The organism is Amycolatopsis albidoflavus (assembly GCF_039525725.1).
GTDB classification, from domain to species: domain Bacteria; phylum Actinomycetota; class Actinomycetes; order Mycobacteriales; family Pseudonocardiaceae; genus Amycolatopsis; species Amycolatopsis albidoflava.
The window spans coordinates 156,992-172,038 of the sequence record NZ_BAAAHV010000005.1; the positions used below are offsets into that span (position 1 = coordinate 156,992).

At 70.1% G+C, this 15,047-nt stretch carries 12 protein-coding genes and 1 pseudogene; 3 read left to right on the plus strand and 10 right to left on the minus strand.

The features are described 5' to 3' along the window. Positions 1 to 102: 102 nt before the first annotated feature. Positions 103 to 2,154, plus strand: a pseudogene (locus tag ABD156_RS05240) (PQQ-dependent sugar dehydrogenase); the annotation flags it as partial. Positions 2,155 to 2,368: 214 nt separating this feature from the next. Here the strand turns inward: ABD156_RS05240 and ABD156_RS05245 are convergent. The 5 genes from ABD156_RS05245 to uvrC all read right to left on the minus strand — a co-directional run bounded on the left by ABD156_RS05245 (position 2,369) and on the right by uvrC (position 8,812). Beyond that, positions 2,369 to 3,349, minus strand: coding sequence for an LLM class flavin-dependent oxidoreductase (locus ABD156_RS05245; RefSeq protein WP_344267271.1), 981 nt, complete (start codon positions 3,347 to 3,349; stop codon positions 2,369 to 2,371). Positions 3,350 to 3,881: 532 nt separating this feature from the next. Then, positions 3,882 to 4,871 carry a DNA-binding protein WhiA gene (gene whiA / locus ABD156_RS05250; protein ID WP_344267273.1) on the minus strand — a complete coding sequence of 330 codons (990 nt, stop codon included), beginning with the start codon at positions 4,869 to 4,871 and terminating at the stop codon, positions 3,882 to 3,884. Between the two features lie 36 nt (positions 4,872 to 4,907). Beyond that, positions 4,908 to 5,870: a gluconeogenesis factor YvcK family protein gene (locus ABD156_RS05255; protein WP_116205181.1), complete on the minus strand. Its 963-nt coding sequence runs from the start codon at positions 5,868 to 5,870 to the stop codon at positions 4,908 to 4,910. A 1-nt stretch (position 5,871) separates the two neighbouring features. Beyond that, positions 5,872 to 6,729, minus strand: a complete 858-nt coding sequence (gene rapZ / locus ABD156_RS05260) for an RNase adapter RapZ (RefSeq protein WP_020658140.1) — start codon at positions 6,727 to 6,729, stop codon at positions 5,872 to 5,874. A 52-nt stretch (positions 6,730 to 6,781) separates the two neighbouring features. Continuing rightward, entirely contained in the window at positions 6,782 to 8,812 is a 2,031-nt protein-coding gene (uvrC, locus tag ABD156_RS05265; RefSeq protein ID WP_344267275.1) for an excinuclease ABC subunit UvrC, read from the minus strand. 134 nt (positions 8,813 to 8,946) lie between these two features. Here uvrC and ABD156_RS05270 point away from each other — a divergent pair, with 134 nt between their 5' ends. Continuing rightward, entirely contained in the window at positions 8,947 to 9,738 is a 792-nt protein-coding gene (locus ABD156_RS05270) for an exodeoxyribonuclease III (protein ID WP_344267277.1), read from the plus strand. 4 nt (positions 9,739 to 9,742) lie between these two features. Here the strand turns inward: ABD156_RS05270 and ABD156_RS05275 are convergent, their stop codons facing one another. The 5 genes from ABD156_RS05275 to rpe all read right to left on the minus strand — a co-directional run bounded on the left by ABD156_RS05275 (position 9,743) and on the right by rpe (position 13,436). Beyond that, on the minus strand, positions 9,743 to 10,189 hold the full coding sequence (locus ABD156_RS05275; RefSeq protein WP_344267279.1) for a PH domain-containing protein: 447 nt from the start codon (positions 10,187 to 10,189) through the stop codon (positions 9,743 to 9,745). Between the two features lie 5 nt (positions 10,190 to 10,194). After that, on the minus strand, positions 10,195 to 10,701 hold the full coding sequence (gene ribH / locus ABD156_RS05280) for a 6,7-dimethyl-8-ribityllumazine synthase (RefSeq protein WP_067579223.1): 507 nt from the start codon (positions 10,699 to 10,701) through the stop codon (positions 10,195 to 10,197). After that, positions 10,698 to 11,969 carry a bifunctional 3,4-dihydroxy-2-butanone-4-phosphate synthase/GTP cyclohydrolase II gene (locus ABD156_RS05285; RefSeq protein ID WP_344268485.1) on the minus strand — a complete coding sequence of 424 codons (1,272 nt, stop codon included), beginning with the start codon at positions 11,967 to 11,969 and terminating at the stop codon, positions 10,698 to 10,700. Before ABD156_RS05285 ends, ribH begins: the two co-directional genes overlap by 4 nt. 93 nt (positions 11,970 to 12,062) lie before the next feature. Beyond that, on the minus strand, positions 12,063 to 12,668 hold the full coding sequence (locus ABD156_RS05290) for a riboflavin synthase (RefSeq protein ID WP_344267282.1): 606 nt from the start codon (positions 12,666 to 12,668) through the stop codon (positions 12,063 to 12,065). Positions 12,669 to 12,752: 84 nt separating this feature from the next. Continuing rightward, complete coding sequence (gene rpe / locus ABD156_RS05295; RefSeq protein WP_344267284.1) at positions 12,753 to 13,436, minus strand: ribulose-phosphate 3-epimerase; 684 nt, start codon at positions 13,434 to 13,436, stop codon at positions 12,753 to 12,755. A 169-nt stretch (positions 13,437 to 13,605) separates the two neighbouring features. Between rpe and phoA the strand changes: the two genes are divergently transcribed. After that, positions 13,606 to 15,009 carry an alkaline phosphatase gene (phoA, locus tag ABD156_RS05300; protein WP_344267286.1) on the plus strand — a complete coding sequence of 468 codons (1,404 nt, stop codon included), beginning with the start codon at positions 13,606 to 13,608 and terminating at the stop codon, positions 15,007 to 15,009. The last annotated feature ends 38 nt before the right edge of the window (positions 15,010 to 15,047 follow it).

Sequence of the window (15,047 nt, forward strand, 5' to 3'; positions counted from 1 at the left end):
AATAGGAAACTTTCCTAACGAAGACTCTTGAGCAATCCCGCCGCCGCCCCGATCCCCCTCAAGCAGGAGGCCCCCGTGGCACGACGCTCGACGTTGAGCGCGCTGTTCGCCGGTACCGCGGCGACCGCGCTCGGCTGCGCACTGCTGACCCCCGTGACCGCGACCGCGGCGACCGGGGACTACGAGTCCGAGGACGCGACGCTCTCCCAGGCCAAGGTCGCCACGAACCACTCCGGGTACTCCGGCAAGGGATTCGTGGACTTCGACAATCTCGTCGGCAGCTACGCCGACTACTCGGTCAACGCGGCACAGGCCGGCACGCACACGCTGACTTTCCGCTACGCCAACGGAACCGCCGACGACCGGCCGATGAAGCTCGTGGTCGACGGCGGCGACAAGGGCACGGTTTCCTTCCCTGGCACGGGTTCCTGGACGACGTGGAAGACCGTCACCGCGACCGTGCAGCTCACCGCGGGCGTCAATCACGTCCGCACCGTTTCGGCGTCGGCGAACGGCGGGCCCAACACCGACAAGATCACCGACAGCTTCAGCGCGCCGGCCGACAACGAGCCGCCGACGCCGCCGAAGAACTTCCAGGCGTCGAACATCCGGCCCACCGCGGCGGATTTCCGCTGGGACCCGGCGACGGACAACGTCGGCGTCACGCGGTACGAGATCAACCGCGGCGGCAACACACTGAAGGTCGTGGACGGCAAAACCACCTCGGCGACCGTCGACCAGCTGACGCCGAACACGTCGTACGACATCTCGGTGATCGCCTACGACGCGGCGGGCAACCCGTCCCAGCCGAGCAACGTCGTCGGCGTGAAAACGCCGCCCAGCGACGACAAGACCCCGCCGAGCGTGCCCGGTTCGCTCAAGTCCACCGGCAGCACGTCGGACAGCATTTCGTTGTCCTGGAAGGCTTCCACCGACGACAGCGGCTCGATCGCGGGCTACGACGTGTACCAGGGCAACGACGTCGTCTCGACCACGACGCAGACCTCGGCGACGGTCACCGACCTCAAGCCGAACACGTCCTACACGTTCACCGTGAAGGCGCGTGACCCCAACGGAAACGCCTCAGCGGCGAGCAACGCGGTCACCGCGAAGACCACCAGCAGCAGCGGTTCGGGCGGCGGAATTCCTTCGTACGACAAGGACATCGCGAAGGTCGACCTCGGCTGGGCGGTCGGTTTCCTGCCGAACGGCAACGCGCTCGTGACCGAGCGGGACCGGTTCGAACTGCTGCAGATCACCCCGGACGGCAAGAAGACGACGCTCGGCAAGATCCCCGGCGTGGTCACCACGAACGGCGAGGGCGGCCTGCTCGGGCTGGCGATTTCGCCGCAGTGGAACACCGACCACGCGGTGTACCTGTACCACACGTCGTCCAGCGACAACCGGATCGTGAAGGTCACCTACGACGGCACCACGCTGTCCAAGACCACCACCCCGGTGCTGACCGGCATGGCGAAGAACCAGTACCACAACGGCGGCCGGATCGCGTTCGGTCCGGACGGCAAGCTGTACGCCACCGTCGGCGACGCGAAGGTCAAGGCCAACGCGCAGAACAAGAGCTCGCTCAACGGCAAGATCCTGCGGCTCAACCCCGACGGTTCCGCGCCGAGCGACAACCCGTTCTACGCCACCGGCGGCAACGCGCGGTACGTCTGGAGCTACGGGCACCGCAACCCGCAGGGCCTCGCCTGGGATTCGCGCGGGCAGCTGTGGTCGTCGGAGTTCGGCGAGAGCAGCCAGGACGAGCTGAACCTGATCCAGAAGGGCGGCAACTACGGCTGGTCGGCGTGCGAGGGCACGATCGGCGACTGCAACGGGACCATCGCGCCGAAGAAGACCTGGCCGACCTCGCAGGCCGGACCGTCGGGCATCGAGATCGTGAACGACTGGATCTACATCGCGGCGGTGACCGGCAAGCAGTTGTTCGCCACGCAGATCAACGCCAAGGGCGACGGGATCGGCACGGTGTCCGCGGTGTTCTCCGGCCGCTGGGGCCGGCTGCGCTCGGTGACCAAGACCCCCGACGGGCACCTGTGGGTGACCTCGACGAACAACGACAAGCTCGGCGGCACGCCGGACACCATCGACAACGTGGTGGTGCAGCTGAAGTTCCCCGGCGCGACGTCCGCCGGATAAGCCGCGGCAGAGGGTGACCGGAGCGGCGCCGGTCACCCTCTGCCGCACCTAATTCTTTCAGGGGCACGAGCGCCTTGTCGGCTGGCTGACGAAGCGCTCGGTCTGTCCGGCTCAGGCTCTCGGGCATGGTCGCTGGCGGACAGCTCAGCATTCAGCCGCTTCCCCTTGACTGCTATGGCGTTTCGAGCCATTCCACAGCAGCCGGTCACCCCTAGTTCTCCCCGGCCACCAGTTCGTAGCAGCGGATGCGCGCCTTCGCGTCGAATACCGGCACCGTGACCATGATTTCGTCCGCGGCGGTCTGCTTCGCCAGCTCAGCCAGGCGCGCTCGGACCTGTTCCGGCTCGCCGTACGCCTGCGCGGCGCGGAAGTGTTCGAGCTGCGGAACCATCTCCGGCGCGAACTCGTATTCGGCGGCCTGCTCCGGCGTCAGCATCGGCTGGTCTCCCCCGCCGCCGGTGAGCAGGTGGGATTTGAGGACGTTCATCGGCCCGGACAGGTATTCGGCCTCGGCGTCGGTGTCCGCGCAGATCGTCTCGACGCACAGCAGCACGTACGGCTCGGAGCGCCACTTCGACGGCCGGAACTTCTCGCGATACCGCTCCAGCGAGGGCGCGGTGTTGTCCGGCCGGATGTGATGCGCGAACGCGATCGGCAGCCCGCGCTCGGCCGCGACCTCGGCGCCCGCCGGGCTGGAGCTGAGCAGCCACGGCTCCGGCACGATCACTCCGCCCGGGAGCACCTTTTCGCTGCCGAGATGCCTCAGCAACTCGTCGACATCCGCGTGGTAGTCGGCCTCTCCAGCCGGTTCGGCTCCTCGGCGCAGCGCCCGGATGATCTCCGGATCGAGCGCACCTGGCCCGCGTCCGACGCCGAGATCGACCCGGCCGCCGCTGAGCGCGGACAGCGTGCCGAACTGCTCAGCCAGCGCGAACGGCGCGTGGTTCGGCGCGAGGACCCCGCCGGAGCCGACCCGCACCTGCGACGTCACCGCGGCCGCATACGCCGCGAGCACCTGCGGGGACGCGCTGGCGATGGCCGGCGAGCCGTGATGCTCGGCGAACCAGAGACGGCGGTAGCCGAGGTCGTCCAGCCGCCGCGCGACGGCGGACAGCGGCTCGAGCGCCGCCGTGGCCGACTGCCCGGCTTCGACGAGCGCGAGTTCAAGTGCGGAAAGCGGCACATCGATCATGACCCCCACGGTAGCGAACCCGGTGGTGTGACGGGGGTGATTTGTCCACTGTGGACGAAATCTTGGCGGCCGGACCGGGCGGGGCTGGGCAAGGTGCGGCAGGCGGCCATTCGAGCCCACGTGAGTGTTCAGGCCGGTGAGAGCGGATGCCCGGGCCCTGCCTTCGGTGGCGAGCGCCCCAATGTGGCATTGGGTGCGTCAGATGCACCCAATGTGGCGTTCGATGCGTGAGCGCACCCAATGAGGTTCTCAGTAGTGCGGTGTGCGGCGGGTTCGTTGTGGTGCTGCTGGGCCGGGGGATGCGGAGCACTGCTTGGCGAGACGGGCTGCGTGGCTGCGTTCCGGCGAAGGTCCGTGAGGGGAACCCTGAGGGACTCTGATTCCCTCAGGGTTCCCCTCACGGACGTCGGCATGGGGTGCGCAAGACCGCGCACAACCCGAACCCGCAGAGCACTACGGCCTCGGCCTCGTGAGTGTTTCTGCCGGTGAGAACCGGGACGAACACTCACGAGGCTCCCCGCGGGCAACCGCGTCAGGCTTCTTCCTCCAGCATTTCCGGGGTCACCGCTGATTCGGTGTCCGGGATGCTCAGTTCCTTCGCCCGCTTGTCCGCCATCGCCAGCAGCCGCCGGATCCGGCCGGCCACCGCGTCCTTCGTCATCTGCGGGTCGGACAGCTGGCCCAGCTCCTCGAGCGACGCCTGGCGGTTCGACAAGCGCAGGCGGCCCGCGGCTAGCAGGTGATCCGGCGCGGTGTCGCCCAGGATCTCCAGCGCGCGTTCCACCCGGGCAGCCGCCGCGACCGCCGCGCGGGCCGAGCGGCGCAGGTTCGCGTCGTCGAAGTTGGCGAGGCGGTTGGCGGTCGCGCGGACCTCCCGGCGCATCCGGCGTTCTTCCCACTGCAGCACGCTCGCGTGCGCGCCCAGGCGGGTCAGCAGGGCTCCGATGGCGTCACCGTCGCGGACCACGACCCGGTCCGCGCCCCGTACCTCGCGGGACTTCGCCTGGATGCCCATCCGCCGGGCCGCCCCCACCAGAGCCAAGGCCGCTTCCGGGCCGGGGCAGGTCACTTCCAGCGACGACGAACGGCCCGGTTCGGTCAGCGAGCCGTGCGCCAGGAAGGCGCCGCGCCAGGCTGCTTCGGCGTCGGCCACTCCGCCGGACACCACGGCGGCGGGCAGGCCGCGCACGGGGCGTCCGCGCTGGTCGATCAGGCCGGTCTGCCGGGCAAGGCCCTCGCCGTCTTTCACCACGCGCACGACGTACCGCGTCCCCTTGCGCAGTCCGCCGCTCGCGGTGATCACGTGCACGTCCGAATGATGTCCGTACAGCTCGTGGATCTCCTTGCGCAGCCGCCGCGCGACCGAACCCGTGTCCAGCTCCGCCTCGACCACCACCCGGCCGGCCACGATGTGCAGCCCGCCCGCGAAGCGAAGCAGCGACGCGACCTCCGCCCGGCGCGGCCCGATCTTCGTGATCTCGAGCCGGCTCAGTTCGTCCTTCACCGCGGCGGTCATCGCCATGTACTGCCCCTCCTGCCTTTCGCTGCGCGCCCGCCGTCACCCACAGTGCTCCCCGCCGAGGCCTAGTGCCTCTCGCATGCACTGGGCGAGCGCACCAGGATCATGCCGTCCCTCCACGACCGGGTCGGCCACCGCCCCCAGGCAGGCCCTCGCTCCCAGGCGTTCGGCCGCCCGGCGCAGGCTTGCCGGGTCAGGGACGGAATCACGGTCCGCGACGACGGCGTCGACCCGCAGCGCGGGCGCGTGCTCGAAGAGTACGTCCAGATGCCGCTCCGGGGAGAATCCGCCGGTTTCCCCCGGTTGGGGGACAAGATTCAGCACGACGACCTTGGTGGCGCTCGTGCGCACGAGCGCGTCGTGCAGGTCCGGGACCAGAAGATGCGGCAGCACGCTGGTGAACCACGAGCCGGGGCCGAGGAACACCACGTCCGCCTCCAGCACCGCCTCGATCGCCTCCGGGCAGCCGCGCGGCGGACGCTCCTGGCGGCCCGCCGGGTGCAGCGTGATGCGGTGCACCTGGCCGGGCGTGCTGGCGACCGCGACCTGGCCGCGGATCCGCCGGATCGCGTCCGGGTTCTCGCTGTCCAGGCCGCTGACCTCGCCCTCGATCTCCAGCGGCTCCGGCGACATCGGCAGCACGCGGCCGGAGATGCCCATCAGCCTGCTGGCCTCGTCGAGCGCGGCCACCGGGTCGCCGAGCACCTCGAACAGCCCGGCGAGCAGCAGATTGCCGACGGCGTGCCCGGCGAGCGCGCCGTCGCCGCCGAAGCGGTGCTGGAACACCTCCGCCCACAGCCGCCCGCCGTCCTCGGCGGCGAAGGCGGCGAACGCCTGGCGCAGGTCGCCCGGCGGCAGCAGCCCCAACTCGCGCCGCAGCCTGCCGGACGACCCGCCGTCGTCGGCCACCGTCACCACCGCCGTGACGGCGCGGGTGATCCGCCGGAGCGCGGTCAGCGTCGCGTGCAGCCCGTGTCCTCCGCCCAGCGCCACCGCGCGCACGTCACTCCCGGCCAAGATCCCGGTGCACCACCTTTACTGCCATGCCGTCCTCATTGGACAGTCGCTGGGCGAGTTCCTCGGAGATCGCGACGCTGCGGTGCTTGCCGCCGGTGCAGCCGACCGCGAGCGTCAGGTACCGCTTGCCCTCGCGCTTGTAGCCGGCGCCGATGAGCCGCAGCAGCTGGTGGTAGCGGTCGAGGAATTCCTCGGCGCCTTCCTGCGACAGCACGTAATTGCGCACCTCGCCGTCGAGGCCGGTGTGCTCGCGCAGCTCCGGGATCCAGAACGGGTTCGGCAGGAACCGCACGTCCATCACCAGGTCGGCGTCCATCGGCAAACCGTACTTGTAGCCGAAGGACAGCACGGTGACGCGGGTCTGCGTGCTGGCCTCGGAGCCGAACGCGTCCTCGATTTTCGCGCGCAGGTCGTGCACCGACAGCGCGGACGTGTCGAGCACCAGGTCGGCCTCCTCGCGCAACGGCGAGAGCAGCTTGCGCTCGGCGGTGATGCCGTCGGCGAGCCTGCCGTCGCCCTGCATCGGGTGGCCGCGGCGGACCGATTCGAAGCGGCGCACCAGCACCGCGTCCGTGGCCTCGAGGAACAGCACGCGCGGCTTGTAGCCCCGTGCGTCCAGGTCCTTGATCACCGAGGCCAGGTCGTCGGTGAACGCGCGCGAGCGCACGTCCATCACCACCGCCACCTTCGTGATCGCCCCCCGCGCCTGCGCGCCGAGCTCGACCATGGTGGCGATCAGCTCCGGCGGCAGGTTGTCGACCACGAACCAGCCGAGGTCCTCCAGGCATTTGGCCGCCGTGGAGCGGCCCGCGCCGGACAGGCCGGACACGACCGCGACCTCCATCCCGCTGCCCCGTTTTTCCTCTTCCGCACTCACTTGTGTGCTTCCTTCCCGATCACGACCCCTGGTCCCCTCCCGGTACTGCCCGCGGTGCGGCGCCGGTCTCCCCGGCCAGTGCCGCCACCACGGCCTCGGCGGTGCGCCTGCCGAAACCGGGCACCGCTTCGATTTCCTCGACCCGGGCCTGCTTGAGCTTCTTCACCGAGCCGAAGTGCTTGATCAGCGCGGTGCGCCGAGCCTGCCCGAGTCCGGGCACACTGTCCAATTCGGACGTCTGCATGCGCTTGGCGCGCTTTTCGCGGTGGTAGCGAATGGCGAACCGGTGCGCCTCGTCGCGCAGCCGCTGCAGCAGGAACAGCGCGTCGGACGTGCGCGGCAGGATCATCGGATCCGGTTCTCCCGGCAGCCACACCTCTTCGAGCCGCTTCGCGAGCCCGACGACGGCGATGTCGGTGATGCCGAGTTCGGCGAGCACGTCCGCGGCCGCGGTGGCCTGCGGGCCCGCGCCGTCGACGACCAGCAGGTTCGGCGGATAGGCGAACTTGCGCGGACGGCCGGTCTCCGGGTCGATCCCCGCGCGCACCGGCTGGACCGCCTCGTCCCCCGCTTCCTCGACAGTCTCGGCTGCGGTTTCCGTTGTCTCAGCGGCATTTTCCGCGGTTTCCTTGAGATAGCGATAGAAGCGCCGCCGCACGACCTCGGCGATGGACGCGACGTCGCCCTCGGTCGCCGCCTCGCGCAGCGCGAACTTGCGGTACTCGGATTTGCGCGGCAGCCCGTCCTCGAACACCACCAGCGACGCCACGACGTCGCTGCCCTGGATGTGGCTGATGTCGACGCATTCGATCCGCAGCGGCGCGCTGTCGAGCGCGAGGTAGTCCTGGAGTTCCTGCAACGCCGCGGACCGTGCGGTGAGATCGCCCGCACGGCGCAGTTTGTGCTGGGTGAAGGCTTCCTTCGCGTTGCGCTCCACCGTTTCCGCGAGCGCCTTCTTGTCGCCGCGCTGTGCGACCCGCAGCCGCACGCGCGACCCGCGCAGGCCGGACAGCCACTCGGCGACCGCGTCGGCGTCCGCGGGCAGCTCCGGCACCAGCACCTCGCGCGGGACGACCGGCCCGACCTCGACGTCGTCGCGGCCCACGCGGTCGGATTCCTCGCCGTAGAACTGGGTGAGGAAGTGGTCGACCAGCGCCGGGACGTCCATTTCCTCGGCCTTGTCGATCACCCAGCCGCGCTGCCCGCGCACACGCCCGCCGCGCACGTGGAACACCTGGACGGCGGCCTCGAGTTCGTCGTGCGCGAAGGCGACGACGTCCGCGTCCGTGCCGTCGCCGAACACCACGGCTTGTTTCTCCATCGCGCGGCGCAACGCGCCGAGATCGTCCCGCAGCCGCGCGGCGCGTTCGAACTCCAGCTCTTCGGAGGCCTGCGCCATCTCGCGTTCGAGCCGCTTCACCATCGCGTCCGTGCGGCCGGCGAGGAAGTCGCAGAAGTCCTCGACGATCGCCCGGTGCTCGTCCGCCGACACCCGGCCGACGCACGGCGCCGAGCACTTGTCGATGTAGCCGAGCAGGCACGGCCGCCCGATCTGCCCGTGGCGGCGGAAGACGCCGGTGGAACAGGTGCGAGCCGGGAAAACGCGCAGGAGAAGGTCGAGGGTTTCGCGGATCGCCCACGCGTGCGAGTACGGCCCGAAGTAGCGGACGCCCTTCTTGCGCGCGCCGCGGTAGACGTGCAGCCGGGGGAATTCCTCGTTCAGCGTGACCGCGAGGACCGGGTAGCTCTTGTCGTCGCGGTAGCGGACGTTGAACCGGGGGTCGAACTCCTTGATCCAGTTGTACTCCAGCTGGAGCGCCTCGACCTCGGTGCCGACGACGGTCCACTCGACGCTCGCCGCGGTGGTGACCATCTGCCGCGTGCGCGGATGAAGGCCGGACAGGTCGGCGAAGTACGAGTTCAGCCTGCTGCGCAGGCTCTTCGCTTTGCCGACGTAGATGACTCGCTTGGCGGCGTCGCGGAACTTGTACACGCCAGGCGAGTCCGGGATGCTCCCCGGCTGAGGTCGGTAGGTGGTCGGATCAGCCACGTGCCCCACTGTATGGCGAGGGTCCGACAGTTTCCGTGAGACCCCTTGCCGCGAGCGGGCGCATCCGGGTCGGCCGCGGATCCGGCCTGCCGTAGCCTGGCTTCGCCGACCCGCCGAACGATCAGGGAGCAGCCATGACCGTCCGCGTCGCCACCTGGAACGTGAACTCCATCGTTCCCCGGCTGCCCCGCGTGCTCGACTGGCTCGACCGCACTGCGCCGGACGTCCTGTGCCTGCAGGAACTCAAGAACACCACCGAAGCCTTCCCCGCCGACGAGATCACCGCGCGAGGGTACGAGGTCGCCGCCTACGGGCTCGGGCGGTGGAACGGCGTCGCGATCCTCTCCAAGATCGGGCTCGACGACGTGGTGCGCGGGCTGCCGGGCGAACCGGGCTTCGACGGGCAGGCCGAAGCGCGCGCGATCGGTGCGACGTGCGGCGGGATCCGCCTCTGGTCGGTGTACGTGCCGAACGGGCGCGAGCCGGAAAATCCGCACTACGCTTACAAACTCGAGTGGTTCGAGAAGCTCAGCGACCTCGTCGGCGACGAGCTTCAGCAGGCCCGCCCGTTCGCGGTGCTCGGCGATTTCAACGTCGCGCCCACGGACCAGGACGTCTGGGACATCTCGCTTTTCGCCGAGTCCACGCACGTCACCGAACCCGAACGGGCCGCGCTGAAGAAGCTCCGCGACGCTGGGTTGTCCGACGTTTTCCCGCGGCCGCTGAAGTACGACCACCCGTTCACGTACTGGGACTACCGCGGCGGGAACTTCCCCAACAACAAGGGAATGCGCATCGACCTCGTCTACGGGAACGAGGTTTTCGCCAAGGCGGTCACCGATTCCTACGTGGACCGCGAGGCCCGCAAGGGCAAGGGACCGTCCGACCACGCGCCGATCGTCGTGGATCTGGATCTGGAGCGGTAAGAACTCAGGCCTCGGTGGCGGCTCGGTGCAGCTTTCGCAGCGCCCGCACCGCCAGCACCGCGCGTTCCCGGTCCACCGCCTGCACGGCCATCACCGAGAAGTACTCGTCGTCCGGCAGTTCCAGCCGGGCCCACGAGGCGCCGTCCGGGAAGCTGATCGACAGCACCTGATCCCAGGTGAACACGCGCCGCGCGAGGACGTTGCGGACCTCGATGCCGGTGGCGTCCGCGCGGACGCGGGCGTTGCCGAACAGCATCGTGCCCGCCGACAGCGCGACGCCGATGCCGATCATCGCGATCTGGTCCGACGCCTCGAACACGACGCCGGTGTGCGAGCTGCGCAGCAGGACCGCGACCACCACGAACGCCGCGAGCAGCGCCACCGCGAGCACGCTGCACATGACGAGCGCCCGGCGCGGCCGGATCACGAGGGTGGTCTGCGGCTCGGTCATCACGCTCACACGAATCCCCGCTCGGTCCACGGCTTGCCGAGGCCGCGCAGCACGTGCGCGGTGTCGAGCGCCGCCACGGCCGCTTCGTAGCCCTTGTCCTCCACGGAGCCGGGCATGCCGGAACGGTCGAGCGCCTGCTGCTCGGTGTCGCAGGTCAGGACGCCGTTGCCGACCGGGGTGCTCTCGTCGAGCGCGACCCGGGTGAGGCCCGCGGTGACCGCGTCGCACACGTACTCGAAGTGCGGGGTGCCGCCGCGGATGACGACGCCCAGCGCGACGACCGCGTCGTGGTTGCGCGCCAGTGCCTGCGCCGCGACCGGAAGCTCCACCGCGCCTGCGACGCGGACGACCGTGGGCTCTTCCTCCAGCTCGGCGTCCTTCGCCGCGGCGAGCGCGCGCTCCAGCAGCACGTCGGTGATCTTCGCGTTCCACCGCGTCGCGACGACCGCCAGCCGCAGGGACTTGCAGTCGCGCAGGTCGAGCGCGGCTTCCGGCCGCCCCTCGCCGCTCATCGCGTGGTGTCCTCCTCAGTGCCCTGGTCGGACGCCCCGACCTGGTCGTAGTGCTCGAGCTGGCTGAGGTCGTGCCCCATCCGGTCGCGCTTCGTGCGCAGGTACCGCAGGTTTTCCGGGTTCGGCGAGATCGGCAGCGCGACCCGGCCGGTGACGCGCAGGCCGTAGCCCTCGAGACCGACCCGCTTCGCCGGGTTGTTCGTGAGCAGCCGCATCGACCGGACGCCGAGGTCGCACAGGATCTGCGCGCCGGTGCCGTAGTCGCGCGCGTCGGCGGGCACGCCCAGCGCCAGGTTCGCGTCGACGGTGTCCGCGCCCGCGTCCTGCAGCTGGTACGCCTGAAGCTTGTGCAGCAGGCCGATTCCGCGGCCCTCGTGCCCGCGGATGTAGAGCACGACCCCGCGACCCTCGTCGGCCACCTTCTGCAGCGCGGCGTCCAGCTGCGGGCCGCAGTCGCAGCGCAGCGAGCCGAAGACGTCGCCGGTGAGGCATTCGGAGTGGACGCGGACCAGGATGTCCTCGCCGTCGCCGATCTCGCCGTACACGAAGGCGACGTGCTCGATCCCGTCGAGCAGGCTGTCGTACCCGACCGCGCGGAACTCGCCCGCGGCCAGCGGGATCCGCGCCTCGGCGACGCGCTCGACCTGCTTCTCGGTGCGCCGCCGGTAGGCGATCAGGTCCGCGATCGAGATGATCTTCAGGTCGTGGTCGGCGGCGAACACTTCCAGCTCGTCGCGCCGGGCCATGTCGCCCTCGTCCTTCTGCGACACGATCTCGCAGAGCGCGCCCGCCGGGTGCAGGCCCGCCAGCCGGGCCAGGTCCACCGCGGCCTCGGTGTGCCCGGGACGGCGCAGCACGCCGCCTTCCTTGGCACGCAGCGGCACCACGTGCCCGGGGCGGCGGAAGTCCTTCGCGGTGGCTTCGGGATCGGCCAGCAGCCGCGTGGTGTGCGCGCGGTCGGTGCCGGAGATGCCGGTGCTGATGCCCTCCGCAGCGTCGACCGTGACGCTGTACGCGGTCCCGCGCTGGTCCTGGTTCGTGTGGTACATCGGCGGCAGGTCGAGCCGGTCCGCCTCGGACTCGGTCAGCGCGACGCACACGTAGCCCGAGGTGTAGCGCACCATGAACGCGAGCAGCTCCGGCGTCGCCTTCTCGGCGGCGAAGATGAGGTCGCCCTCGTTCTCGCGGTCTTCGTCGTCGACAACGACCACGGCGCGTCCGGCCGCGATGTCCGCGATCGCGGCCTCGATGGCGTCGACGTCTACCACCGCGCCTGCTCCGCACGGGGTCCAACCGGTCTGCGGCTCGGCCGCCTTCGTCTCGCTCACGGGTGCTCCTTCGCTGCCGCCGCCGGGTGGATGTCACACATTGTGCGCGTTCGCCGCCACGTGTGGCGCAGTGAGCTTCTCCACGTACTTCGCGACGACGTCCACTTCGAGGTTCACGTGGTCGCCTTCTTCCCGCCTGCCGAGCGTCGTCACCTCGAGCGTGGTGGGGATCAAAGCGACCGAAAACCGGTCCTCGGACACGCTCGCGACGGTGAGCGAAACGCCGTCCACGGCGATCGAACCCTTCTCCACGACGTACCGCGACAAGGCCGGGGGCAGGGAGAACGTCGTCACGCCGCGCTCGTCGCGGGAGACGAAGACGCCGGTGCCGTCCACGTGGCCCTGCATGATGTGCCCGCCGAGCCGTCCGCCCGCCGGGGTCGCGCGCTCGAGGTTCACCGCGTCGCCGACGGCCACCTTCGCGAGGCTCGAACGCTGAAGTGTTTCGTTCACCACATCGACGGTGAACTCGCCGCCGGAGACTGTGACGACGGTCAGGCAGACGCCGCTGACCGCGATCGAATCGCCGTGGCCCGCGTCCGAAGTGACCAACGGGCCGCGCACGGTGAGCCGAGCCGCGTCGGTGAGCTGCTCGACCGCGGTGACCTCGCCGACCTCTTCGACAATTCCCGTGAACACTGCTGCCTCCTCGCCCGGCCACCGCCCTCGGTGGCCCCTCCATCCAACACCCGTCCGGCCCCGGGAGCTTCCCGGGCCGCGACGTCAGCTGACGCGGAGGCGGGCGGCCTGCTCGCGCAGCGCGGCGACGGCGCGGCCGGGGTCCTCGGCGCCGTAGACGGCCGAGCCCGCGACGAAACAGTCGACGCCCGCTTCGGCGGCCTGTTCGATGGTGTCGGAGTTGATCCCGCCGTCGATCTCGACGACCAGCTTGAGGTGCCCGGTGTCGACCAGGCGGCGCGCGGTGCGCACCTTCTCCAGCACGTCCGCGATGAACGACTGCCCGCCGAAGCCCGGTTCGACCGACATGACGAGCAGCGTGTCGTAGTGCTTGAGGGTTTCCAGGTGCGGTTCGAGCGGGGTGCCCGGCTTGATCGACAGACCGGCCTTCGCGCCCGCGGCCCGCAGGTTCTTCGCCAGCATGACCGGGTCCGCGGCGGCTTCCACGTGCACCGTGACGTTGTACGCGCCGGCCTCCGCGTAGCCGATCGCCCAGCGGTCCGGGTCGTCGATCATCAGGTGGCAGTCGATCGGCACGTCGGTCGACTTCAGGATCGACTCGACCACCGGGAGGCCGAGGGTCAGGTTGGGCACGAAGTGCGCGTCCATGACGTCCACGTGCACCCAGTCGGCCCGGGTCTCTCCGGGCCGCGCGACGGCCGCGATCTCCTCGCCGAGCTTGGCGAAGTCGGCGGACAGGATGCTGGGTGCGATGAGAGGTGAAGCCACGACCCGAGTGTAGGAGGACCCGGTTCCGTCCTGTTCACCGGCCGTGACCGCACCGGAGTTCGCTTTCCGGACACCGGGCGCTCATCCGGATTCTCCGTATCGAACACATCGGCGAGCACTAATGGGTCGCATCCGGAAGTTCCGGACGAGAAGCACCCCGAGGAGAATCATGAGAACCGTCTTGGCAGGCCGCCGCAAGTGGCTGGCCGCGGGCGCGCTGGGCGTCGCGATGGTCGCCGCGGCCCCGGTCGCGATCGCCGCGCAGGGCAACCAGGACGACCAGGGCGCGCGCGCCGCTTCGGCCGGCGCGGGCGACCGCACGCAGGAGGTCCGCCAGGCGATCCAGGGCGGCCACGCGCGCAACGTCATCCTGTTCATCGGCGACGGCATGGGCCAGTCCGAGATCACCTCGGCGCGCAACTACGAGCGCGGCGCGGCCGGCCGGCTCGCGATGGACGAGTTCCCGCTGACCGGCGACTACACCACGTACGCGGTCGAGAAGGGCAACCCGGCGAAGCCGGACTACGTCACCGACTCCGCGGCGTCCGGCACCGGCTGGGCGACCGGCACGAAGACCTACAACGGCGCGATTTCCGTGGACGCCTACGGCAACCCGGTCCCGACGCTGCTCGAACTCGCCAAGCGCGGCGGACTGCGCACCGGCGACGTGACCACCGCCGAGGTCCAGGACGCGACCCCGGCCGTGCTCGGCGCGCACGTCGTCGACCGCGACTGCAAGGGCCCGGACGAGACCACCAAGAAGTGCGCACAGAACGCCAAGGAGAACGGCGGCGCGGGCTCGATCTCCGAGCAGCTCGTGCAGACCCGCCCGGACGTGCTCCTGGGCGGCGGCGCGAAGTACTTCGACCAGAAGGCCACCGCCGGGCAGTTCAAGGGCAAGCCGGTTCTGGAGCAGGCCAAGGCCGCTGGCTACAACGTGGTCAACACCGCTGACGACTTGGCCAAGGCCCGTCCGGGCCAGCCGCTGCTCGGGCTGTTCGCGTCGGGCAACATGCCGGTGAACTGGACCGGCCCGAAGGCGACGCAGGGCGGCACCGCGCCGACTCGCTGCACCCCGAACCCGGCGCTGCCGAAGACGCAGCCGAAGCTGGTGGCGCAGACGCAGAAGGCGTTGCAGTTGCTGGAGGATCGGCGCAGCAACAAGGGGTTCTTCCTGCAGGTCGAGGGGGCTTCGATCGACAAGCAGGACCACGCGGCTGACCCGTGCGGGCAGATCGGCGAGACGATCGACTTCGACGCTGCTGTCGCGGCCGGGCTTGCTTATGCGCGCAGCCACACCGACACGCTCGTCGTGGTGACTGCGGATCACGGACACACGAGCCAGATCGTGTCCAACGACGCCAAGACTCCGGGCCAGACCGCCACGCTGATCACCAACGAGGGCGCGAACATGACCCTCAACTACGGCACCGCGCTGCCCGGTTCCTCGATGGAGCACACCGGCACGCAGGTCCGCATCGCGGCTTACGGGCCGCAGGCGGCGAATGTCGTCGGGCTGACCAACCAGACCGACCTGTTCGGCACGGTGAAGCGCGCTCTTCGCCTGCGCTGAGCCTGAAGTCCGTGAAGGGCTCCTTGAGGGAATCTGAT

Coding starts and splice junctions, on each gene's coding strand:
- ABD156_RS05245 (WP_344267271.1), bottom strand. CDS start 3,349: ATGATCGATGTGCCGCTTTCCGCACTTGAACTCGCGCTCGTCGAAGCC.
- whiA (WP_344267273.1), bottom strand. CDS start 4,871: ATGGCGATGACCGCCGCGGTGAAGGACGAACTGAGCCGGCTCGAGATC.
- rapZ (WP_020658140.1), bottom strand. CDS start 6,729: ATGGAGGTCGCGGTCGTGTCCGGCCTGTCCGGCGCGGGCCGCTCCACG.
- ABD156_RS05270 (WP_344267277.1), top strand. CDS start 8,947: ATGACCGTCCGCGTCGCCACCTGGAACGTGAACTCCATCGTTCCCCGG.
- ABD156_RS05275 (WP_344267279.1), bottom strand. CDS start 10,189: ATGACCGAGCCGCAGACCACCCTCGTGATCCGGCCGCGCCGGGCGCTC.
- ribH (WP_067579223.1), bottom strand. CDS start 10,701: ATGAGCGGCGAGGGGCGGCCGGAAGCCGCGCTCGACCTGCGCGACTGC.
- phoA (WP_344267286.1), top strand. CDS start 13,606: ATGAGAACCGTCTTGGCAGGCCGCCGCAAGTGGCTGGCCGCGGGCGCG.